Below are 20,335 nucleotides of genomic sequence, written 5' to 3' on the forward strand. Positions count from 1 at the left end.
TTACGCCTCCACGGGTTGAATGCGCGTCGTGCGCGGCAGGCAGACAAATCTGTCGGCGGATGTCAGGATGACATCGACGCCGCGCGGGAAAATGGCATTGTTTTCCGCCCACAGCCGCGGGAATATGTCCGGCAGGCCGGTGGGGCTGATGATGTTGACGTGGCGGATACCGGGGCCGGAGAGCAGCAATTCCCGTCCCCCATCCAGATCAGGCAACTCGATGATGAGCGTGGTGGAGCGGTCGGGATATTCCTGACTTCCCTGCGCGAAGAGACCGAAGGAGGCTATGGCGCTGCCCGCTTCGATGACGGCGAAATGCGCTGCGCTTTTTTCTTCGGTCGGGACCGCACCGGTATGAAATCCGATCCAGCCGGGGACGGTCGTTTTCCGTAGGGCGCCGCTCAGCCAGACCGGCGTATCGTGATCGCAGAGCGCCAGCAGGACCGCGCCGGTGGCGGGGGCGAGAGGCGATGGCGGGGAGACTGCGGTTTCGATTGTCTGCGGCGTGCCCGGCCGGGCCATGCCATCCATGAGTTTCTTGAAAATCCGTTGGGAATCGAAGACGGCATCGGAAAAACCGCCCGTCAATGCTTCGGCCTTGACGCTCATCAATCCTCTCCTCGAACCATGGTGAAGAAATCGACCCGGGTGGCGGCGGTCTCTTTTGTTTTCCTGTCCTTCTCCTCGGCCAATCGTTTCTCGACCGGTGAAAGAAGCTCGGTCTCGATGAAACCGCGGGTCGGGCTTTCCTGCCAGAGCGCATCGAAAACGGCGGCGTACCAGGCCTTCTTGCGGCCGGTGCCGAGAACATGGGCGTGACCCACTGTGCCCGAAGCAAGCTTGACGGTTGCCCGGGTAACGGTCGTCTCACCCAGATTGAAGGGCGCGCCGCCGCCGCCGATGCGGCCTTTGACCATGACGAGGCCGGTTTCCGGCCCGCGCACATTTTCCGTCCGGGGGCTCTCATCCTGCCGGTTCCAGACGGTTTCGAGTTCCTGCACGGTGGCGCGGGCAAGAAGCGCCGCCACCCGCTTTCTGTCTGCATGCAAGTCTGCAGTTTCGTGAATCATCGCTTGACCTCTAATGTCTATTGATATAGACAACTATACAATATAAGGTACATTTAACGTTCGTGAATGACAAGCGTGTGACATGAGCCCTTCGGCAGCGATGAAAAGAAAGAACGGCGTGGCGCTCTGGCGGCAGATCGCCGACAGGATCAGAGGCGAGATCGCGGCGGGCGATCACGATGAAACCGGCATGTTGCCGCCGGAAATGACGCTGGCCGAAAAATTCGGCGTCAACCGCCATACTGTCCGAAGCGCCATTGCCGCACTGGCCAGCGAAGGCATTCTCGAGCCGATGCAGGGGCGCGGTACGATGATCGCCCGCAAGGAGCGCCTGAGTTTTCCGATTTCACGGCGCACGCGATTTACGGAGGGCATCGGCGATCAGGTCAAGGAAATGGAAGCGCTGCTTCTTTCCCACACGACCGAACCGGCCAATGCCGATCTGGCGGCGCGGCTGCAATTGCCGGCGGGTGCGCCGCTCATACGTCTCGAAACGCTGCGCAAGGCCGATAACCGCCCGGTGTCCCGCTCGACCACATGGTTTCCGGCGGATCGTTTCGCCGGAATAGGGGAGGCTTACCAGAAGAGCGGCTCGATTACCGCTGCCTTCAATATGCTGGGCGTGGCGGATTACGTGCGTATTTCCACCGTCATCTCCGCCAGCCATGCGGACACGCAGGATCTGGCCGATCTGGAGCTGTCGCCGGGTGCAATTCTGCTCGTCACTCAGGCGCTGAATGCCGATATGGATGGCGTACCGGTGCAATATGCCATCAGCCGTTTTTCGGCCGATACGGTCGAATTCACGGTGGAGAATTAAGCCGAAGCTTACTCCGCCTGCGAAAGCCCCAGCACATCCAGCATGGAATAGAAGCCCGGTTTCTTGTCTAAGGCCCAGACGGCTGCAGCAATCGCGCCGCGTGCGAAAATAGAGCGGTCGCCGGCATAATGCGAAAGCTCGACGCGCTCGCCCTCTCCGGCGAAGATCACCGAATGTTCGCCGATCACCGAGCCGCCACGCAGCGTGGCAAAACCGATGGTCCCGGCTTCACGCGCACCCGTATGCCCGTCGCGCACGCGAACGGACGATGTGGTGAGATCGACCTTGCGGCCCGCCGCCGCCGCCTCGCCGAGCAGAAGGGCGGTGCCGGAGGGCGCATCCACCTTGTGCTTGTGGTGCATTTCAAGGATTTCGATATCCCAGTTCTGCGCATCCAGCGCCTGCGCCGCCTGCTGTGTGAGAACACTGAGCAGGTTGACGCCGAGGCTCATATTGCCCGATTTGACGATGCGGGCATGGCGCGACGCCGCCTTGAATTTTTCCTCGTCTTCCGCCGAGCAACCCGTGGTGCCGATGATATGCACGATGCGGGCCTGTGCGGCGAGGCCGGCAAAGGTGACGCTGGTTGCCGGCGAAGTGAAATCGATCACCCCTTCCGCATGCAGAAATGCCTGAAGCGGATCGCTGGTGATTTCGACGCCGATCGGGCCGAGACCGGCGATCTCGCCCGCATCGCGGCCGACAAAGGCAGAGCTCTCGCGCGCGACGGCGGCGTGCAGCTGGACGCCGGGCGTCTGGTGAATAAGGCGGATTAGCGCCTGTCCCATGCGGCCCGCCGCGCCGACCACCACCAGTTTCATGCCGCTGCTGCCCATGCTGTCACTCACTTTTCATCTCGGGCGGATCGAGATCCGCCGGTATCTGTCGATTGATGTTTGCAGCAGCGACGTTAAAGACCGCCCGCCCGCTTCGCAAGCATCACATAAGAACAGGCCAAGCGATCAAGCCCTCCAGCGTCGTCCGTCCAGCGACAGGCCGAAATCGGATGGCGTTCTCGAATAGGTGGCAAGCCCGGAAAGAGCCGCCTGCGGATGGGTGACGACGAAGGTGGGGATGGTCCGCATCAGCGCGCTGTGCGGCGCCTTGTCTTCGAAGGCAGCCCGGAATTCCGGGCTCTTCAGCGCCGGAATGATCTTCTGCGAAATGCCGCCGGCCAGATAGACACCGCCCTTCGCCATGAAGATCAGCGCGAGGTCACCGGCCACGCGGCCGAGATAGGTGCTGAAAAGGGACAGGGTCTCTTTCGCCTGCCGGTTATCGCCCGAAAGCCCCTGTGAGGTAATGTCGGCCGGATCGGAAAAGACAGGCTCGACGCCATCGGCGGTGCAGATGGCCCGGTAAAGATTGACCAGCCCGCGCCCGCAAAGGATCTGCTCCCCGGCGACACGGCCCTCGATGGTTTCGATATGCGGGAAAACCGCATAATCACGCGTGCTTCTCGGGCCGATGTCGATATGGCCGCCCTCACCGGGCACCGGGAACCACATATGGCGGGCGTAAACCAGCCCGGCGACGCCAAGCCCCGTGCCCGGCCCAAGAACGACGCGCGATGCCAGCACATCCTTGCGGCCGGAGCCGATGGATTCGCGGTTGTCGTCGTCAAGTGCTGCAATCGCCAGAGCCTGCGCCTCGAAGTCGTTGATGACGATGACATCCTTCAGGCCGAGATTGGCCAGCATGTCCTTCGGCCTGACGACCCAATGGCAGTTGGTGAGCGGAATCTCGTCACCTTCGATGGGGCCGGCAATCGCCAGAATGGTCGAGACCGGCTGGAGTGAGGTCTTGTCCAGAACCGCCTGCTGGATGGCGTCGTCGATGGTCGGATATTCCGCTGTCTTCACGGTGGTGAGGTGAACTGGTTCGGCAAAGGAATCGATCAGAATGGAAAAGCGGGCATTGGTGCCGCCGATGTCGCCAAGAAGGATCGGAAAGGACAGATATTCGGTATCGGACGTCTTCGGCATTGCCTGTTCCATGTTGGGAGGTTCAGTTGGCGACGTGGAAGTCGATGAGATTTTCTGCGGTGGCGCGGTTGAGCGCCATGGGAATATCGTAAACCGTAGCAAGCCGCGTCAGCGCCTTCACATCCACATCATGCGGCATCGCGGTCAGCGGGTCGGTGAAGAAGATCAGCATGTCCACCTCGCCGGTGGCGATCATCGCGCCGATCTGCTGGTCGCCGCCGAGAGGTCCGCTTTTGAGGCGAATGACTTCAAGACCCGGACAGGCTTCCTGCACGCGCCCGCCCGTCGTGCCGGTGGCGACGATCCTGAAACCGGCAAGCGCTTTCTGGTGGTGACGGGCGAAATCCGCCATATCGTCCTTTTTCTCGTCATGAGCGATGAGCGCGATACAGCGTTGTTCTTCCATGGTCCCAGCCCGTTCCATCAAGAATTAAATCGATTTGAAGCCTTCTATAACAGCTTGCCGCCATTTGAAAAGGGAAGCTGTTGAATGCCCCATTTCTGTTTCAGTTCAATGTCGGGCGCTGGGTGGGAAGCGGAATATCCGAAGGCGGCTGCAGGGCGGGGGCTGCCTGAATGACTTGTTCCACGCTTTGCTGGCGCGTTGCCGGAGCAGGCGAATAGGCTTGGGCCGCAAGTCCCTCGGGGTTAGTGGAAGGGGCGGCAGCCACGGCGGCGCAGGCCGAGGGCAGATCGGAAACCATGACCGGGCGCGGTTTCACCGGCTTGGCATTGGGGTCCTTTTTCGGCGGCGCCCATGGTTCCTTGCTGAACCACCAGGCAAGCGACTTGTCGCAGCCGTCGCCTTTGCCCACGGCCGCCTGCGGTTTGCAGTTGGGCGCGCCGGGCGGGCATTCGAGACGGATGTGGAAATGCTCGTCATGGCCGTAGATCGGCCTGATCTTGCCCATGAAGGTGCGGTCGCCGGTCCATGTCTGGCAGAGTTTTTGCTTGATCGCCGGGTTCACGAAGACACGCTCCACCTGCGGGTAGCTTGCCGCCATCATCACCAGCCGGGCATTGAGCGGTGACCACTTGCGGTCATCGACCGTCAGGAACTTGCTCTTGTCCAGCATGGAGATGAAAGGCACGGTTTCGCGCTGCTCCACGCTCAGCCGTGGGCTCGGCATCGGTCGCCACCAGATGTCCACATCGAGGCCGATCTGGTGCGACGCATGGCCGGTCAGCATCGGCCCGCCGCGCGGTTGGGAAATATCGCCCAGCAGCAGGCCCGGCCAGCCGATCTTCTGGGCATCCTGCGAAAATTGCTCGAGGAAGGAAATCATCTGCGGCTGGCCCCAGCGCCGGTTGCGGGAAAGGCGCATGGCCTGCCAGCCGGGACCGTCCGTCGGCATGGCGATGGCGCCGGACTGGCAGCCCTTGGCATAGGAGCCGATCGGCTGCGAGCCCGTGGCGGAAGGCAGCGCCATGTGGCCGAACACTTCTTTCGCAGGCCTGTCCTCGGCCGATGCGGTTTCCATCTGCAACTGCAGCGCGGAGACGACCGAAATCGCCAGCATGGCCGCCTTGAAAACTCTCGATGATCCCGCCGTCATATCGTCGTGCCCGTCCGATCAGATGATTCTCTTCCCCTTAAGATAAACTGGAACGGGATTTTGTTGAAACCATGTTTCGCCCCGCCTGTTGTAAAGCGGGAGGATAAAGGCGCGGATAAAGAGCTTGTGAGCCAGCGCATCTGTTTTTTGCCAATCTTTGTTTTATGCTCTCTTCAACAAACGCGAAAACAGGGACATTCCCCCGATGATATTGGCACCACTGAAATCCCGTCTCCTCATTGCTCTTGCTGCATCCGCCCTGCTGATACCGGCGGCGGCCTCCGCACAATCGGCCGATGTGTGGCGAAAGGGGATTTCGACGGTCGGGGAACTGAAACATCCCGATGGCTTCGATCATTTCGACTATGTGAACACCAAGGCACCGAAAGGCGGCACCCTTCGCCTGTCGACGGCGGGCACCTTCGATACCCTCAATCCGCTGCTCGCCAAGGGCGAGGCGGCGACCGGCCTTTCGCTGGTTTTCGATACATTGATGAAATCGACGGAAGAGGAACTGTCGGCCTCCTACGGTCTTCTGGCGGAGGGTGTGAGTTACCCGGACGATATTTCGAAAGCCACCTTCCGGCTGCGCGCGGAGGCGAAATGGGCGGATGGCAAGCCGGTGACGCCGGAGGATGTCGTCTTCAGCTTCGAAAAAGCCAAGGATTTGAGCCCGCAGCTTGCGACCTATTACACCCATGTCACCAAGGCGGAGGTGAGCGGCGAAAGGGACATTACCTTCACTTTCGACGAAAAGAACAATCGCGAATTGCCGCAGATTGTCGGGCAATTGCTGATCGTTCCCAAGCACTGGTGGGAAGCCGCCGGCCCGGACGGCAAGCCACGCGACATATCGCGTGGCACGCTGGAGCCGGTGATGGGTTCCGGCCCCTACAAGATCGCCTCAGTCTCTCCCGGCTCGACAATCACTTACGAACGCCGCGACGACTACTGGGGCAAGGACGTGAACGTGAATGTGGGAATGAACAATTTCAAGACCATCGCCTACACCTTCTTCGCCGATCAGGATGTCGAATTCCAGGCCTTCAAGTCCGGCACCGTCGATTTCCGGCAGGAAGCCTCCTCCAGCCGCTGGGTCACGGGTTATGATTTTCCGGCCGTCAAGGAAGGCCGCGTCAAGAAGGAAGAGCTGCCGAATATCTATCGCTCCGTCGGTATCATGCAGGCCTTCGTGCCGAACATGCGCAGGGAGAAGTTCCAGAACCCGAAACTGCGCAAGGCGCTCAATTATGCTTTCGATTTCGAGGAGTTGAACCGCACGCTGGCTTACGGCCAGTTCCAGCGCATCAACAGCTTCTTCATGGGCAGTGAACTGGCCTCTTCCGGCCTGCCGACCGGTCGCGAGCTGGAAATTCTTCAGGAACTGAAGGATCAGGTTCCGCCAGAGGTTTTCACCACCGAATATCGCAATCCGGTCGCGGGCGATCCGGCCAAGCAGCGCGACAATCTGCGCGAGGCGGTCAGGCTGATGAAGGAGGCCGGTTACGAGCTGCGCGGCAACCGCATGGTCAATGCGAAAACCGGACAGCCGCTCGATATGGAGTTTCTGATCGATTCCGCCGGCATGGAAAGAACCATCCTTCCCTATGTCCAGAACCTCAAGAAGATCGGCATCAACGCCACCATTCGTACCGTCGACGCCTCGCAATATACCAACCGCACCCGCAGCTTCGATTATGACGTCATCGTCAAGCTCTGGGCGACCTCGGCCAACCCCGGAAACGAACAGGCGGATTTCTGGGGCTCGGCCGCCGCCGACCGGCAAGGGTCCAACAATATTGCCGGAATCAAGAACCCCGCGGTCGATGCGTTGGTCAGGAAGGTCATATTTGCGCCCAACCGGGATGAACAGGTGGCCGCCGCACGCGCTCTCGACCGCGTGCTTTTGGCAAACAGCTATGTCATCCCGCAATTCTATCGCGGTGAGATGTTCATCGCCTACTGGAACACGCTTATCCGTCCGGAAAACCTGCCCCAATATGGTGTCGGTTTTCCGGAAGCATGGTGGTCCAGTCAGGCCGCGAATTGACGCTGGCCTTGCTTTCGCGCCGAAGGCTTGATTCACATAGGGCGAGACGAATCGCTTAAAGCGCAGGCAGCGCTTTCAGGAAAGGACCGGGTTTGACAGAAACGAAAACCGCTGACGTATCGGCCGGGAGCAGAGGCTGATGGGCGCCTATATCCTCAGACGTCTGGCGCTGATGATCCCGACCATCGTCGGCATTATGGGCATTTCGTTTCTCGTCATCCAGTTCGCGCCGGGCGGGCCGGTGGAACAGGTCGTCGCGCAATTGACGGGGCAGGGCGACAGCGCCTCCGACCGGCTCTCGGGCGGCGGCGATCTCATGGGTCAGTCCGGCGGTTTCGATGACAGCGGTTCGAAATATCGCGGTGCGCAGGGTCTCGATCCGGAATTGATCGCCAAGCTCGAAAAACAGTTCGGCTTCGACAAGCCGCCGCTCACCCGTTTTCTCGAAATGATGTGGAATTATATCCGCTTCGATTTCGGCGACAGCTTCTTCCGCAATTCCTCTGTTATCGATCTCATCATCGACAAGCTGCCGGTGTCCGCGTCGCTCGGTTTCTGGATTCTGATCATTTCCTACATCATCTCCATTCCGCTCGGCATCAAGAAGGCCGTGTCCGACGGCTCGACCTTCGACGTCTGGACCTCCGGCATCATCATCATCGGTTATGCCGTACCGAGCTTCCTGTTCGGTATCCTGCTCATCGTCCTCTTTGCCGGCGGATCCTTCTTCGACTGGTTCCCGCTGCGCGGTCTGGTGTCGGATAATTTTGATCAGCTGAACTGGTGGCAGAAGATCATCGACTACTTCTGGCACCTGACTCTGCCGCTCATTGCGCTGTCGCTTTCGGCCTTCGCGACGACGACGCTTCTGACCAAGAACTCCTTCATCGACGAAATCAAGAAGCAATATGTCATCACCGCCCGCGCCAAGGGCCTCACCGAGCGCAGGGTTCTTTATGGTCATGTCTTCCGCAACGCGATGCTGATCGTGATCGCCGGTTTTCCGGGCGCCTTCATCTCGGCCTTCTTCACCGGATCGCTGCTGATCGAGAATATCTTCTCGCTGGATGGCCTTGGCCGCCTCGGTTATCTCTCCGTCGTCAACCGTGACTATCCGATCGTGTTCGGCACGCTCTTCATCTTCTCCCTGATGGGCCTCGTGGTCGGCCTCATTTCCGACCTTATCTATACGTGGATCGATCCGCGCATCGATTTCGAGCGGAGGGACGTGTGATGACGCTTGCCCATACCGCCGCAGCCGAAACGATAGAAAAGCCGAAGCGCCCGTGGTTTTCGCCCACCACCAAACGCCGCTGGCAGAATTTCAAGGCGAACCGGCGCGGTTACTGGTCCTTCTGGCTGTTCCTGCTCCTGTTTTTCCTGAGTCTAATTGCGGAATTCATCGCCAATGACAAACCCGTCCTTGCCTCCTACAAGGGCGAGCTGCTGGTGCCGGTCATGGTGGATTATCCGGAGGAAAAATTCGGCGGCTTCCTGGCCCAGACCGATTACAAATCCTCCTTCATTCAGGACGAGATCAATGCCAATGGCTGGATGATCTGGCCGCCGATCCGCTATTCCTATCAGACGGTCAATTCCAATATTCCGCATTCGGCACCTACCGCGCCGTTCTGGCTGATGGATGAAAAAGACCGCTGCTCGGCCTATCCGCAGGGCAATGCCGACCCCGGCTGCACGCTTGGCAATCTCAACTGGCTCGGAACCGACAATCAGGCGCGCGATGTCACGGCACGGATGATCTACGGTTTCCGTATTTCCGTGCTGTTCGGTCTGACGCTGACCATTGCGTCGGCCCTTGTCGGCGTCACTGCCGGTGCGATCCAGGGTTATTTCGGTGGCTGGACGGACCTGCTGTTGCAGCGTTTCATCGAAATCTGGTCGTCCATGCCGGTGCTTTATATCCTGCTCATCATCGCGGCCATCCTGCCGCCGGGCTTCTTCGTGCTGCTCGGCATCATGCTGCTCTTTTCATGGGTCGGCTTCGTCGGCATCGTGCGCGCGGAATTCCTGCGCGCCAGAAACTTCGAATATGTCCGCGCCGCCCGCGCCCTTGGCGTCGGCAACTGGACGATCATGTTCCGGCATCTTCTGCCCAATGCCATGGTGGCGACACTGACCTTCCTGCCTTTCATCCTCTCCGGTTCGATCACGACGCTCACCTCGCTCGATTTCCTCGGCTTCGGCATGCCGCCGGGATCGCCGTCGCTGGGCGAGATGATCGCGCAGGGCAAGAACAACCTTCAGGCCCCCTGGCTTGGCCTCACTGCGTTTTTCACCATGTCCATCATGCTCTCATTGTTGATTTTCGTCGGTGAAGCGGTGCGCGACGCCTTCGATCCACGCAAGACGTTCCGGTGATCGCCATGACGGAAACAAAGACCCAACCGCTTCTCTCCGTCCGTGATCTCTCCGTCGCTTTCCACCAGGGCGGTGCGACCAGTATCGCCGTTGATCACGTCTCTTTCGATCTGATGCCGGGCGAGGTCGTCGCCCTCGTCGGCGAGTCGGGTTCCGGCAAGTCCGTGACGGCGAATTCCATTCTCAAATTGCTGCCCTATCCGGCGGCAAGCCATCCATCGGGGAAAATCCTGTTCGACGGCAAGGACATGCTGACTTTGCCGGAGCGCGCCCTGCGTGCGGTCCGCGGTAACGACGTCACCATGATTTTTCAGGAGCCGATGACCTCGCTCAACCCGCTCCACACCATCGAGCGGCAGATCGGCGAGATTCTGGAGCTGCATCAGGCAATCACTGGGGCGCAGGCGCGGGCGCGCACGCTGGAATTGCTGCTGCAGGTGGGTATCCGCGAACCGGAAAAGCGCCTGAAGGCCTATCCGCATGAATTGTCCGGCGGCCAGCGGCAGCGCGTGATGATTGCCATGGCGCTTGCCAACCGGCCGAAACTGCTGATCGCCGACGAACCGACGACGGCGCTCGACGTGACGGTTCAGGCCCAGATCCTCGAACTTTTGAGCGACCTCAAGACGAAGCACGGCATGTCCATGCTGTTCATCACCCACGATCTCGGCATTGTCCGCAAATTTGCCGACCGCGTCTGCGTCATGACCAAGGGCAAGATTGTCGAGACCGGCACCGTGGAGCAGGTTTTCAACGATCCGCAGCACGCCTATACCCGCCATCTTCTGGCGGCGGAGCCGAAGGGCGAGCCTCCCCATTCCGACGCCGGCAAACCCGTGGTCATGCAGGGCGACGATATCAAGGTCTGGTTCCCCATCAAGGCGGGGCTTATGCGCCGGGTGGTCGACCATGTGAAGGCGGTGGACGGTATCGATATCACCCTTCGCGCCGGCCAGACTGTGGGCGTGGTGGGCGAATCCGGCTCCGGCAAGACCACGCTCGGTCTGGCCCTCTCGCGGTTGATTGCGTCTGAAGGGCGCATCAGCTTCATCGGCCAGTCGATCGACCACTATTCCTACGAGATGATGAAGCCGCTCAGAAACCGGCTTCAGGTGGTGTTTCAGGATCCTTACGGTTCGCTCAGCCCGCGCATGTCGGTCGGCGAAATCGTCGCCGAGGGCTTGAAGGTGCATGAGCGGTCTCTGTCTGCCGATGAGCGCGATACGCGTGTCGCCACCGCGCTGGAAGAGGTCGGCCTCGATCCGGCCACCCGCTGGCGGTATCCGCATGAATTTTCCGGAGGCCAGCGCCAGCGCATCGCCATTGCCCGCGCCATGGTGCTTAAACCCCGTTTCGTCATGCTGGATGAGCCGACCTCCGCGCTTGATATGAGCGTGCAGGCGCAGGTGGTCGATCTGCTACGCGATCTCCAGGCGAAGCACGAACTCGCCTATCTCTTCATCAGCCACGATCTTAAGGTAGTGAAGGCGCTTGCCAACGATCTGATCGTCATGCGCCACGGCAAGGTGGTGGAGAGCGGCCCGGCGGCGGAAATCTTCGCTGACCCGCAGCAGGACTATACTAAGGCGCTACTGGCGGCCGCCTTCAACATCGAGGCGATGAAAACGAAGGCGATAAGCCAGTAGGCCGCATTGCTGTTTCTGTTAAGGTGATGATTTTTCTGTTGCTTCGCGGAAAATGCCGACCCATGTTGAGGGGGCATGTGATGCGGAAACGGATTGATTGCCATGGCAGCGGATGTGATCGTTTTGGGTGCGGGGATCATCGGGGTCTCCATCGCCCTGCAACTGGCCCGCAGGGGTAAATCGGTGGTGCTGGTCGACCGGCGCGGGCCGGGTGAGGAGACCTCCTTCGGCAATGCCGGGCTGATCCAGAGAGAAGGCGTCGTGCCTTATGCCTTCCCGCAGGATCTCGCCCTGCTGCTGCGCTATTCCCTGAACAACAGCATCGATGCCCGCTATCACCTCTTTGCCCTGCCGAAGATCGCGCCTTTTCTCGGCCGTTACTGGTACAATTCCGCAGCCACGCGCCACGCGGCAATTGCCCGCGCCTATGCGCCGCTGATCGAGCATTCGGTCTCCGAACACAGCATTTTGATCGACGAGGCGAAGGCCGGCGATCTCATCGTCAAGAACGGCTGGATGGAGGCCTACAGAACCGCCGCAAGGCGGGATGCCGATTTTGCTTTCGCCGAGCGTCTGGCGCGCGACCACGGTATTTCCCATACGAAACTCGACGCCGAGGAGCTTGCCGCAGCCGAACCGCATCTGAGCCATGATTTCGTCGGCGGCCTGAAATGGAACGATCCCTGGTCGGTGCGCGATCCGCATGCGCTGACGCTCGCTTATGTCCGGCTGTTCGAGAGCCTCGGCGGAAGCTTCGTTAGGGGCGATGCCTCCACCCTCAGCCAGACGGTGAGCGGGTGGACGGTGCGCACCGAAACCGGCGCGGTCGAGGCCGAACATGCCGTCGTGGCGCTTGGCCCCTGGGCGGATACCGTCACGGAACGGCTGGGTTACCGCTTTCCACTCGGTGTGAAACGCGGTTACCACATGCATTACGCGCCGCAGGAGGGCACGAAGCTCAATAACTGGCTGATCGACGCCGAGCGCGGTTATTTCCTCGCGCCGATGCGAAAGGGCATCCGCCTGACGACGGGCGCGGAATTTGCCGAACGCGATGCACCGAAATCTCCCGTGCAGATCGAGCGGGCAGAGCGGGTGGCGCGCACCGTCTTTCCTCTCGGCGGCCGGCTGGATGCGGAACCGTGGATGGGTGCGCGGCCCTGCACGCCGGATATGATGCCAATCATCGGCAAAGCGCCGCGGCATAAAACATTGTGGTTTGCTTTCGGCCACGCCCACCATGGCCTCACACTTGGGCCGATCACCGGCCGTGTACTGGCGGAAACCATGCTGGGCGAAACGCCGGTTATCGCCATCGACGCCTATCGCCCGGAAAGGTTCAATCCCTGATAGCTAAATCCGCTGGCCTTCCGAGGACAGGCCACGTAACATGGTCGCATGCTGGAGCGGGATGGCGAAAAGTGTAAGCGGTTTTCGCCTGAAATCCCGTTCTAACTATATAATTTAGATCATGTAATGATCTAAAGGGGAAAAGGGGCGAAACGTCATCATGGTGGCGAGGTTTCTCATCTATCAGCAGCAGGACGACTTTCGTTAGCGCAACTCGCTGCGCATGAAACGAGATGGAAACGGCTTGCTGGTGCATGATGGATGATATTGAAAACGCAAAGAAATTTTTCGCCGATAACCCCGATATCGAAATTCTCGAAGCTTTCGTCATAGACGCGAACGGCGTGCCGCGCGGCAAGTGGATTCCGCGCGAACGGGCAATCGACGTTCTTGAAAAGGGAATGGCCATTCCCCGGTCGGTCTATGCGCTGGATATCTGGGGCCGGGATGTGCATGCTGCAGGTCTTGCGGAAGGCACGGGCGATCCGGACGGGTTTTGTTTCCCCGTTCCAGGCACGCTGTCGCGAGTGACATGGCTTGGCCGCCCGACGGCACAGGTTCTGCTGGCAATGAAAAATCCGGATGGAACCGGCTTTTATGGCGATCCGCGCCATGTTCTGGCGCAGGTTCTGGGCGCCTATAAAAAGGCCGGCCTCACGCCGGTCGTGGCGACCGAACTCGAGTTTTACCTGATCGATCCCGTCCGCTCCGCGCTTGATCCCGTTCGTCCGCCGCACAGCCGCGAGGGCCGGTGGCATACGGGCCAGACACAGGTTCTGTCGATTTCCGAACTGCAGGATTTCGAGGACGTCTTCCATGATATTGCCACGGCCTGCCGCGCACAGGGCGTGCTTGCCGATACGACGTTGCGGGAGAATGGTCCCGGCCAATATGAGATCAATCTCAACCATGTGCCGGATGCATTGCAGGCGGCCGATTTCGCAGTCTTCCTGAAACGTATCGTCAAGGGCGTGGCGCGGCGGCATGACCTCGACGCCACCTTCATGGCCAAGCCTTACGGGTTACAGGCCGGCAATGGCATGCACGTGCATTTTTCCGTTCTCGACAGGGACGGCAGGAACATCTACGCCGGAGAGGACGGTCCATCGGATGCTTTGATGCATTCGGTTGGCGGCCTCTTGGAAAACATGGGTGAAAGCATGGCGATCTTCGCCCCCCATGCCAATTCCTATCGCCGCCTGACCCCTAGCGAACACGCACCGACCTACGCCTCCTGGGGCATCGACAACCGCTCGGCGGCTGTGCGTGTCATCGTTGCCAGCAAGGCCGCGACGCGTATCGAACACCGGGTCGCGGGCGCCGACACCAATCCCTATCTCGTTGTCGCGATGATCCTGAGCGCCGCATTGGCCGGCATGAAGGAGAAGCGCCAACCGGGCGGCGCGATTGCCGGCGACAGCCATGCGATCAATCACGAGCCGCTGCCCACCAACTGGGACTATGCGTTGCAGCGCTTCACGCGGTCGAGCTTTGCCTATGCGACGCTCGGCCAGAAGTACCGCACGCTGTTTTCCGCCTGCAAGCAGCAGGAGCTTTCCGAATTTTCCCTGCGTGTAACCGACGTCGAATATGACGCCTATATCAGGACGGTGTGAAATGGCTGAGGTAACGAATATTCCCAATCCCGGCCACACATCGTCATGGTATGCGGCCTCCGCCAATGTCAAAACCGTGCGGCCGACGCTCGAAGGCGCGCTGGACGCCGATGTCTGCATCATCGGCGGCGGCTTCACCGGTATTTCCGCCGCGCTGGAACTCAGTGAGCGCGGCTATTCCGTCATCGTTCTTGAGGGGGTGCGGGTCGGCTTCGGCGCTTCGGGCCGCAATGGCGGCCAGATCGTCAACGGCTATAGCCGCGATCTCGAAACCATTGCCGGCCGCTATGGGCATGACAAGGCGGTAAAACTGGGCGAAATGTCGCTTGAGGGCGGCGCGATCATCCGCAACCGCATCGCCAAATACGCCATCGATTGCGATCTGGTCGATGGCGGTTTCTTTGCCGCCTTTACCCCGAAACAGATCCGCGAGATGGAGGCCCATAAGGCCCATTGGGAGAAACACGGCCATGGCGGTCTCGAAATGGTCTCGAAGGCGGATGTCGGCAACTATGTGGAGACCGATCGATATGCCGGCGGCATGATCGACCGCTTCGGCGGGCATATCCACCCGCTCAATCTGGTGCAGGGCGAAGCGGCGGCGGCGGAAAGCCTCGGTGCTCGCATATTCGAAAATTCGCGGGTCATTGCGGTAGAACAGGGCGCAAACCCCGTGGTGCGCACGGCGACAGGCGGTGTGAAGACGAAATATGTCCTCGTCTGCGGCAACGCCTATCTCGGCAAACTCTTGCCGGAAATCGGCGACCGGATGATGCCGGTCTCAAGCCAGGTCATGGCGACGGAGCCGCTCGATGCCGATCTGATCGAGGCTCTTCTGCCTGCCGATTATTGCGTTGAAGATGCCAACTACATTCTCGATTATTACCGCCGCACCTCCGACAATCGCCTGCTCTATGGGGGCGGCATCGGTTATGGCGGCAGCGATCCGGCCGATCTGACGGGTGCGATCCGCCCGAACATGCTCAAAACCTTCCCGCAACTGGAAAAAACGAAAATCGACTTTGCCTGGAGCGGAAATTTCGCGCTGACCCTGACGCGCATTCCGCATATGGGTAGGCTGTCGGACAATATCTATTTCTCGCATGGCGACAGTGGCCATGGTGTTACGACAACCCATCTGCTCGGCAAGATACTGGGCGAGGCCGTTGCCGGCCATGCCGAACGTTTCGATGTCTGGAGTTCGCTGCCGAACTATCCGTTCCCCGGCGGCAAGACCTTCCGGGTGCCGCTGACCGTGCTTGGCGCATGGTGGTACGGCCTGCGCGACAGGCTCGGATTTTAGAACGTCACCGTCTTCAAACCGGAAAGTGCGTTTTTCGCAATATCCTCCGGTGTGGCATCGATGCTGACGGTCACGACGCCCGGTTCGCCGGTCGGCACTTCCAGCGTGGCAAGCTGGGTCTGCAGCAGCGAAAGCGGCATGAAATGGCCCTTGCGTTCGCCCATGCGCCGGCTGAGAAGCTCCAGGCTGCCATCCAGATAGACGAAAGCCAGCGGGCCGCCGGTGGCTTTGCGAAGGCGGTCGCGATAGATTTTCTTGAGCGCCGAGCAGGAAACGACGACACCGTTGCTTTCGCTGCCCTTGCGCAGTTCCGCGCCGATCAGATCGAGCCAGGGCCAACGGTCTTCGTCCGTCAGCGGAATACCCTCGGACATTTTATCGACATTGGATTTCGGGTGAAGCTTGTCGCCTTCTATGAAAGCAACGCCCAGTTTCTCCGCCACTGCTTCCGCGACCGTGGACTTGCCGGAGCCGCTCACTCCCATCACGACAATTGCCTGTGTCACCCGAACCTCGAATGTTTCTGTTTCGACGGTCAGCCCCTACCATGTGCGGCAGGCATCGGGAATATAAAAATGCGGGGGCTTGCCTGTGTCAGTGCCCGGTTTTGCGCGCCGCAGTCTTTTCCATGGCGGAAAAGGCAGCGTGAATCAGGATCGCCAGCGCCGCAACGATCAGCCCGCCCTGAAGAATGAAGGCGAGATTGTTGGATTGCAGGCCGGCAATGATCACTTCGCCGAGGGTACGCGCCGCGACGGTCGAGCCGATGGTCGCGGTCGAAAGGCTGATGACCGCCGAAAGCCGGATGCCGGCGAGAATGGCTGGAAGGGCAAGCGGCAACTCCACTTTGACAAGGCGTTGCCAGCCGGTCATGCCGCTGCCTCTCGCGGCATCCATCACCGTGGCGGGTTGGGTCGTAAGACCCGTCAGCGTATTTTCGAATACTGGCAAAAGCGCATAGAGAAACAGGGCAATGAGCGTTGGTTTTTCGCCAAAACCAATCATCGGTACGGCTAGCGCCAGCACCGCTACCGGCGGAAAGGTTTGGCCGATATTGACGATGCTGCGCGACAGCGGCAGGAAATCCGCCCCGAATGGCCGGGTGACGAGAACCGCAAGCGCTCCCGCCGTGAGCGTGGCGAGCCCCGTGGCAATCGCCACGATTGTTAGATGCGACAGCGTGAGGGAAAACAGATTGGCCTGCGTGTAGATTGCCGGCGCATTGGCCTGCACGAGAGGGCGAAACACCGGTGCGAAGACCTGCGGCACGGCAAGGAAGGTGGCCAGCGCCAGCGTCAGGAAACCGAGGGCAAAGAAGGATAAGGCGTTTTTCATAGGGCTCCGGCGGCACGCTGGAGGAGAACGTCACGCCGCACCCGGCCGGCGGGTTGTCCATCGTCCCTGACGACCGGCAAGGCATCGCAGCCCGCCCATAACATCGCCGACAGGGCGTCACGCTGGCTTGTATGCTCGGTGAGCGGTTCGCCCTCTGCGTTTCCCGGCTCCACGACATCGGCAACGGAGAGAACGGACAGCAGTTTCAGCGCCCGTTCGTTTTCGCCGATCATGGTGCGCACGAAATCCGTCGCCGGTTTCAGCACCAGTTCGGCTGGCGGGCAGTCCTGCACGATGCGACCCTTGTCCATCACGGCGATCCGATCCGCCAGATGAAAGGCCTCGTCCATGTCGTGCGTGACGAGAACCACGGTTACACCGAGCTTTTTCTGGATATCGAGAAGATCGTTCTGGGCCTTGGCGCGGATCACCGGGTCCAGCGCGCCAAAGGGTTCGTCCATCAGAAGAATGTTCGGTTCGGCGGCCAGCGCACGCGCCACGCCGACACGCTGCTGCTGACCGCCTGAGAGTTCATGCGGGAAACGGTCGGCATAAAGCGCGGGATCGAGCTGGAAGAGATGCATCAGCGCGTCGATCTTCGCCTCAATCCGCTTGCGATCCCAGCCGATCAGCTGCGGAACGGTCGCGATATTTTCGGCCACCGTCCGGTGCGGAAACAGGCCATGGCCCTGAATGGCGTAGCCGATCTGGCGGCGCAGCTTGAAACCGGGTATGGCGCTGACATCCTCACCGTCGATACGGATCGTGCCGGAGGTGGGCTCCACCAGCCGGTTTATCATGCGCAGCAGGGTGGTTTTTCCCGATCCTGACGTGCCGACGATGACGGTGACGGTGCGCGGCGCGACAGTCAGCGATACCTGATCCACCACGGCTGCATCGCCATATCGTTTCGTAATGGTGTCGATTTCGATCATGCCTTTTGCCTTCCGCCTGCGCTGAAGAGATTGCTGTCGATGAGGGCGTCGAGTGTTATTGCGGCGGCAAAGCCGAGAAGAACCGTCGGCACGGTGCCGAGCAGCACGAGGTCCATCGCCGTCTGCCCGATGCCCTGAAATACGAAAACGCCAAAGCCGCCGCCGCCGATCAGGGCGGCAATCGTCGCCAGGCCGATATTCTGCACCAGAACGATGCGGATGCCGGTGAGGATGACCGGCATGGCCAGCGGAAATTCCACCCTCAGCAGCCGTTGCACCGGCGTCATGCCAAGCCCGCGCGCCGCTTCCCGAACCGCCTGCGAAACACCGGAAAGACCGACCACCGTGTTGGAAACCACCGGCAGCAGCGAATAAAGAAACAGCGCCACGAAAGCGGGCGCCATGCCGATGCCAGCAATGCCGATTTTCGCGGCACCCGGCACAGTGGCCGCGATCCATCCGAGCGGGGCGATCAAAAGGCCGAAAAGGGCGATGGAGGGGATGGTCTGGACGATGTTGAGGCTGTTCAGTACGCCTGCGCGCAACCGCTCGACCTTATAACAGAGTATCCCCAGGGGAATACCCACTACGGTCGCTGCGATCAGCGAGCCGATGGCAAGTTCCACATGCCGCAAAGCCTCGGTCCAGAATGTATCGGCCCGGCCGGTATATTCCTTGATGATGGAGAGGTCGTTCCAGAGGCCGCTTGTCAGCACGGCCGCGAGCGCAGCGATGGCCACCAGCAGCAACAAAATCCGGGCAACGGGCTTCGGCTCAAGACGCGCAATACAATCCGTGGCGAGCAGAGCCAGACCGGCAAATATCAGCCAGAAGCCGCTGGCAGGTGAAACGCGGGCAAAACCGTTACCGTCCGGCGTGAGGAAAGAAGCCGCCTGCCCGACGAAAACCGCCAGTGCCGCAAGACCGACCAGCGCGAATGCGAGTTTCAATCGCGTAGGAAAGCGGAAAAAGGCGATGAAGACCGAAAGAAGAACGATGGTGGCGAGAACAGTTGCAGCCGAACCCGGAAGCGCTTCGAAGATCGTCCGTGTCTCACCCTGAACGATCCGGTTGGCACGGAATGTCATGAAAGGCGACGCAAAAAGCGCATAAAGAAGCAGGCACGAAATCACCACGCCCACTTTGTCAGGCCATTTCGTCAAATCCTGCTCCCCTGTCTTCTGGCCCGTGTACTCTGAATTGGGACGGGATCATGGGAACGCACCGGTTCCCGCAACCCGCTCCGGCGCCGCGAGCGGTTACTTGACGAAGCCGTTCTTTGTCAGAAAGTCGAGCGCCACCGTCTTGGCCTGTTCGCCGCCGACCTGCACGCGGGCGTTCAAATCCTGCAGCGTTGCCAGATCGAGCTTTTCGAATACGGGTTTCAGCAGCTCTTCGATATTCGGGTGCTTTTTCAGAACCTCTTCGCGAATGATCGGCGCTGGCTGATAGACCGGCTGCACATGTTTGTCGTCCTCCAGCACCACGAGACCTGAAGGCGCGATGCCGCCATCCGTGCCATAGACCATGGCGGCATTGGCGTTGTTCGTCTGGTTGGCGGCGGCGGCAATCGTGGCCGCGGTGTCGCCGCCGGAAAGCGTGATCAGCTGCTCAGGCTTCATGGTGAAGCCATAGGTGGTCTGAAATGCAGGGAGCGCGGCGGCGGAGTTGACGAATTCGGAAGAAGCGGCAAGGACGACCTCGCCACCATCGGCAACATATTTGCCGAAATCGGAAAGCGTCTTCAGATTGTTCTTGTCGGCAACATCCTTGCGCAGCGCAATTGCCCAGGTGTTGTTTGCCGGCGATGGTGTCAGCCAGACGATCTTGTTAGCGTCGAAGTCGAGTGTTTTCGCCTCTTCATAGCCCTTGGCTGCATCTTTCCAGAGCGGATCGTCCGCCTTGGAGAAAAAGAACGCGGCGTTGCCGGTATATTCCGGATAGATGTCGATCTCACCGGCCGTTATCGCTTTTCGCACAACCGGCGTGGCGCCAAGCTGGATGCGATCCGTCGTTTCGATCTTGTTCTGGTTAAGGACGGCAAGGATGATGTTGCCGAGAACACCGCCTTCCGTGTCGATTTTCGACGACACGACCACCTGCGCCTGAGCGATGGAAACAGAAAGGGCAAGCGCAAGTCCGGCGCCCGTCAACGTCATCAAGCGGTTCATGAATGTTCCTCCGGTGGGTCAGCCTGCCGAACAGGCGAAAGATCGCCGCCGCAATTGCGGCGGAATATAAACGGCCGGGAGGAAAAATGGTTGCATGCCACCTGCGTTTTTGCGTCGAT

Annotated in this window: 19 protein-coding genes; 8 read left to right on the top strand and 11 right to left on the bottom strand. The window is 60.2% G+C overall.

Annotated features, from left to right (window positions below; all coding sequences use genetic code 11):
• Positions 1-609 carry a phosphonate C-P lyase system protein PhnH gene (gene phnH, locus ACQZ60_RS00570; protein ID WP_020812952.1) on the bottom strand — a complete coding sequence of 203 codons (609 nt, stop codon included), beginning with the start codon at positions 607-609 and terminating at the stop codon, positions 1-3.
• On the bottom strand, positions 609-1,070 hold the full coding sequence (phnG, locus tag ACQZ60_RS00575; RefSeq protein ID WP_020812951.1) for a phosphonate C-P lyase system protein PhnG: 462 nt from the start codon (positions 1,068-1,070) through the stop codon (positions 609-611). Before phnG ends, phnH begins: the two co-directional genes overlap by 1 nt.
• Positions 1,071-1,152: 82 nt before the next feature.
• Between phnG and phnF the strand changes: the two genes are divergently transcribed.
• Positions 1,153-1,890: a phosphonate metabolism transcriptional regulator PhnF gene (gene phnF, locus ACQZ60_RS00580; RefSeq protein ID WP_020812950.1), complete on the top strand. Its 738-nt coding sequence runs from the start codon at positions 1,153-1,155 to the stop codon at positions 1,888-1,890.
• 8 nt (positions 1,891-1,898) lie between these two features.
• On the opposite strand, the gene dapB is transcribed toward phnF, so the two are convergent.
• From dapB to mepA, 4 genes are all read right to left on the bottom strand, one after another.
• A complete protein-coding gene (gene dapB / locus ACQZ60_RS00585; protein WP_020812949.1) occupies positions 1,899-2,726 on the bottom strand; it encodes a 4-hydroxy-tetrahydrodipicolinate reductase in 828 nt (275 codons plus the stop codon).
• A gap of 126 nt (positions 2,727-2,852) precedes the next feature.
• Positions 2,853-3,875, bottom strand: coding sequence for a glucokinase (locus ACQZ60_RS00590; RefSeq protein WP_031234470.1), 1,023 nt, complete (start codon positions 3,873-3,875; stop codon positions 2,853-2,855).
• 22 nt (positions 3,876-3,897) lie between these two features.
• Positions 3,898-4,281 (bottom strand): methylglyoxal synthase, encoded by a 384-nt coding sequence (locus ACQZ60_RS00595; protein WP_020812947.1) that lies wholly within the window; start codon positions 4,279-4,281, stop codon positions 3,898-3,900.
• A gap of 100 nt (positions 4,282-4,381) precedes the next feature.
• Entirely contained in the window at positions 4,382-5,431 is a 1,050-nt protein-coding gene (gene mepA / locus ACQZ60_RS00600) for a penicillin-insensitive murein endopeptidase (RefSeq protein WP_080852839.1), read from the bottom strand.
• Between the two features lie 205 nt (positions 5,432-5,636).
• On the opposite strand from mepA, the gene ACQZ60_RS00605 reads away from it, so the two are divergent.
• The 7 genes from ACQZ60_RS00605 (at position 5,637) to ACQZ60_RS00635 (ending at position 15,775) form a co-directional block, all read left to right on the top strand.
• A complete protein-coding gene (locus ACQZ60_RS00605; RefSeq protein WP_448734589.1) occupies positions 5,637-7,481 on the top strand; it encodes an extracellular solute-binding protein in 1,845 nt (614 codons plus the stop codon).
• 139 nt (positions 7,482-7,620) lie between these two features.
• Positions 7,621-8,715, top strand: coding sequence for a microcin C ABC transporter permease YejB (locus tag ACQZ60_RS00610; protein ID WP_003524435.1), 1,095 nt, complete (start codon positions 7,621-7,623; stop codon positions 8,713-8,715).
• A complete protein-coding gene (locus tag ACQZ60_RS00615) occupies positions 8,715-9,860 on the top strand; it encodes an ABC transporter permease (protein ID WP_448734590.1) in 1,146 nt (381 codons plus the stop codon). The genes ACQZ60_RS00610 and ACQZ60_RS00615 overlap by 1 nt, the downstream gene beginning before the upstream one ends.
• Positions 9,861-9,865: 5 nt before the next feature.
• Positions 9,866-11,506 carry an ABC transporter ATP-binding protein gene (locus ACQZ60_RS00620; protein WP_448734591.1) on the top strand — a complete coding sequence of 547 codons (1,641 nt, stop codon included), beginning with the start codon at positions 9,866-9,868 and terminating at the stop codon, positions 11,504-11,506.
• Positions 11,507-11,608: 102 nt separating this feature from the next.
• Positions 11,609-12,856 carry an NAD(P)/FAD-dependent oxidoreductase gene (locus ACQZ60_RS00625; RefSeq protein WP_196378173.1) on the top strand — a complete coding sequence of 416 codons (1,248 nt, stop codon included), beginning with the start codon at positions 11,609-11,611 and terminating at the stop codon, positions 12,854-12,856.
• 254 nt (positions 12,857-13,110) lie between these two features.
• Positions 13,111-14,472 carry a glutamine synthetase family protein gene (locus tag ACQZ60_RS00630; RefSeq protein ID WP_003524441.1) on the top strand — a complete coding sequence of 454 codons (1,362 nt, stop codon included), beginning with the start codon at positions 13,111-13,113 and terminating at the stop codon, positions 14,470-14,472.
• Position 14,473: 1 nt separating this feature from the next.
• Entirely contained in the window at positions 14,474-15,775 is a 1,302-nt protein-coding gene (locus ACQZ60_RS00635; protein WP_448734592.1) for an NAD(P)/FAD-dependent oxidoreductase, read from the top strand.
• Here the strand turns inward: ACQZ60_RS00635 and ACQZ60_RS00640 are convergent.
• From ACQZ60_RS00640 to osmF, 5 genes are all read right to left on the bottom strand, one after another.
• Positions 15,772-16,260 carry a gluconokinase gene (locus tag ACQZ60_RS00640; RefSeq protein WP_031234467.1) on the bottom strand — a complete coding sequence of 163 codons (489 nt, stop codon included), beginning with the start codon at positions 16,258-16,260 and terminating at the stop codon, positions 15,772-15,774. The two genes, ACQZ60_RS00635 and ACQZ60_RS00640, sit on opposite strands and share 4 nt — an antisense overlap.
• Positions 16,261-16,369: 109 nt before the next feature.
• Positions 16,370-17,110: an ABC transporter permease gene (locus ACQZ60_RS00645; protein ID WP_448734593.1), complete on the bottom strand. Its 741-nt coding sequence runs from the start codon at positions 17,108-17,110 to the stop codon at positions 16,370-16,372.
• Complete coding sequence (locus tag ACQZ60_RS00650; RefSeq protein WP_448734594.1) at positions 17,107-18,045, bottom strand: ABC transporter ATP-binding protein; 939 nt, start codon at positions 18,043-18,045, stop codon at positions 17,107-17,109. Before ACQZ60_RS00650 ends, ACQZ60_RS00645 begins: the two co-directional genes overlap by 4 nt.
• The gene (locus ACQZ60_RS00655; RefSeq protein ID WP_448734595.1) at positions 18,042-19,208 is read right to left on the bottom strand and encodes an ABC transporter permease; all 1,167 of its coding nucleotides are present in this window, start codon (positions 19,206-19,208) and stop codon (positions 18,042-18,044) included. Before ACQZ60_RS00655 ends, ACQZ60_RS00650 begins: the two co-directional genes overlap by 4 nt.
• Before the next feature lie 96 nt (positions 19,209-19,304).
• Positions 19,305-20,216, bottom strand: a complete 912-nt coding sequence (gene osmF, locus ACQZ60_RS00660; RefSeq protein WP_020812934.1) for a glycine betaine ABC transporter substrate-binding protein OsmF — start codon at positions 20,214-20,216, stop codon at positions 19,305-19,307.
• Positions 20,217-20,335 lie beyond the last annotated feature (119 nt).

The organism is Agrobacterium sp. 22-223-1 (assembly GCF_053522385.1).

Bases quoted from the DNA above. Each gene is read 5' to 3' on its own strand.
- ACQZ60_RS00605 (WP_448734589.1), top strand. From the start codon at position 5,637: ATGATATTGGCACCACTGAAATCCCGTCTCCTCATTGCTCTTGCTGCA.
- mepA (WP_080852839.1), bottom strand. From the start codon at position 5,431: ATGACGGCGGGATCATCGAGAGTTTTCAAGGCGGCCATGCTGGCGATT.
- ACQZ60_RS00640 (WP_031234467.1), bottom strand. From the start codon at position 16,260: ATGGGAGTGAGCGGCTCCGGCAAGTCCACGGTCGCGGAAGCAGTGGCG.
- ACQZ60_RS00610 (WP_003524435.1), top strand. From the start codon at position 7,621: ATGGGCGCCTATATCCTCAGACGTCTGGCGCTGATGATCCCGACCATC.
- ACQZ60_RS00645 (WP_448734593.1), bottom strand. From the start codon at position 17,110: ATGAAAAACGCCTTATCCTTCTTTGCCCTCGGTTTCCTGACGCTGGCG.
- osmF (WP_020812934.1), bottom strand. From the start codon at position 20,216: ATGAACCGCTTGATGACGTTGACGGGCGCCGGACTTGCGCTTGCCCTT.
- ACQZ60_RS00630 (WP_003524441.1), top strand. From the start codon at position 13,111: ATGATGGATGATATTGAAAACGCAAAGAAATTTTTCGCCGATAACCCC.
- ACQZ60_RS00590 (WP_031234470.1), bottom strand. From the start codon at position 3,875: ATGCCGAAGACGTCCGATACCGAATATCTGTCCTTTCCGATCCTTCTT.
- ACQZ60_RS00615 (WP_448734590.1), top strand. From the start codon at position 8,715: ATGACGCTTGCCCATACCGCCGCAGCCGAAACGATAGAAAAGCCGAAG.
- dapB (WP_020812949.1), bottom strand. From the start codon at position 2,726: ATGGGCAGCAGCGGCATGAAACTGGTGGTGGTCGGCGCGGCGGGCCGC.
- phnF (WP_020812950.1), top strand. From the start codon at position 1,153: ATGAGCCCTTCGGCAGCGATGAAAAGAAAGAACGGCGTGGCGCTCTGG.
- ACQZ60_RS00625 (WP_196378173.1), top strand. From the start codon at position 11,609: ATGGCAGCGGATGTGATCGTTTTGGGTGCGGGGATCATCGGGGTCTCC.
- ACQZ60_RS00650 (WP_448734594.1), bottom strand. From the start codon at position 18,045: ATGATCGAAATCGACACCATTACGAAACGATATGGCGATGCAGCCGTG.
- ACQZ60_RS00635 (WP_448734592.1), top strand. From the start codon at position 14,474: ATGGCTGAGGTAACGAATATTCCCAATCCCGGCCACACATCGTCATGG.
- phnG (WP_020812951.1), bottom strand. From the start codon at position 1,070: ATGATTCACGAAACTGCAGACTTGCATGCAGACAGAAAGCGGGTGGCG.
- phnH (WP_020812952.1), bottom strand. From the start codon at position 609: ATGAGCGTCAAGGCCGAAGCATTGACGGGCGGTTTTTCCGATGCCGTC.
- ACQZ60_RS00620 (WP_448734591.1), top strand. From the start codon at position 9,866: ATGACGGAAACAAAGACCCAACCGCTTCTCTCCGTCCGTGATCTCTCC.
- ACQZ60_RS00595 (WP_020812947.1), bottom strand. From the start codon at position 4,281: ATGGAAGAACAACGCTGTATCGCGCTCATCGCTCATGACGAGAAAAAG.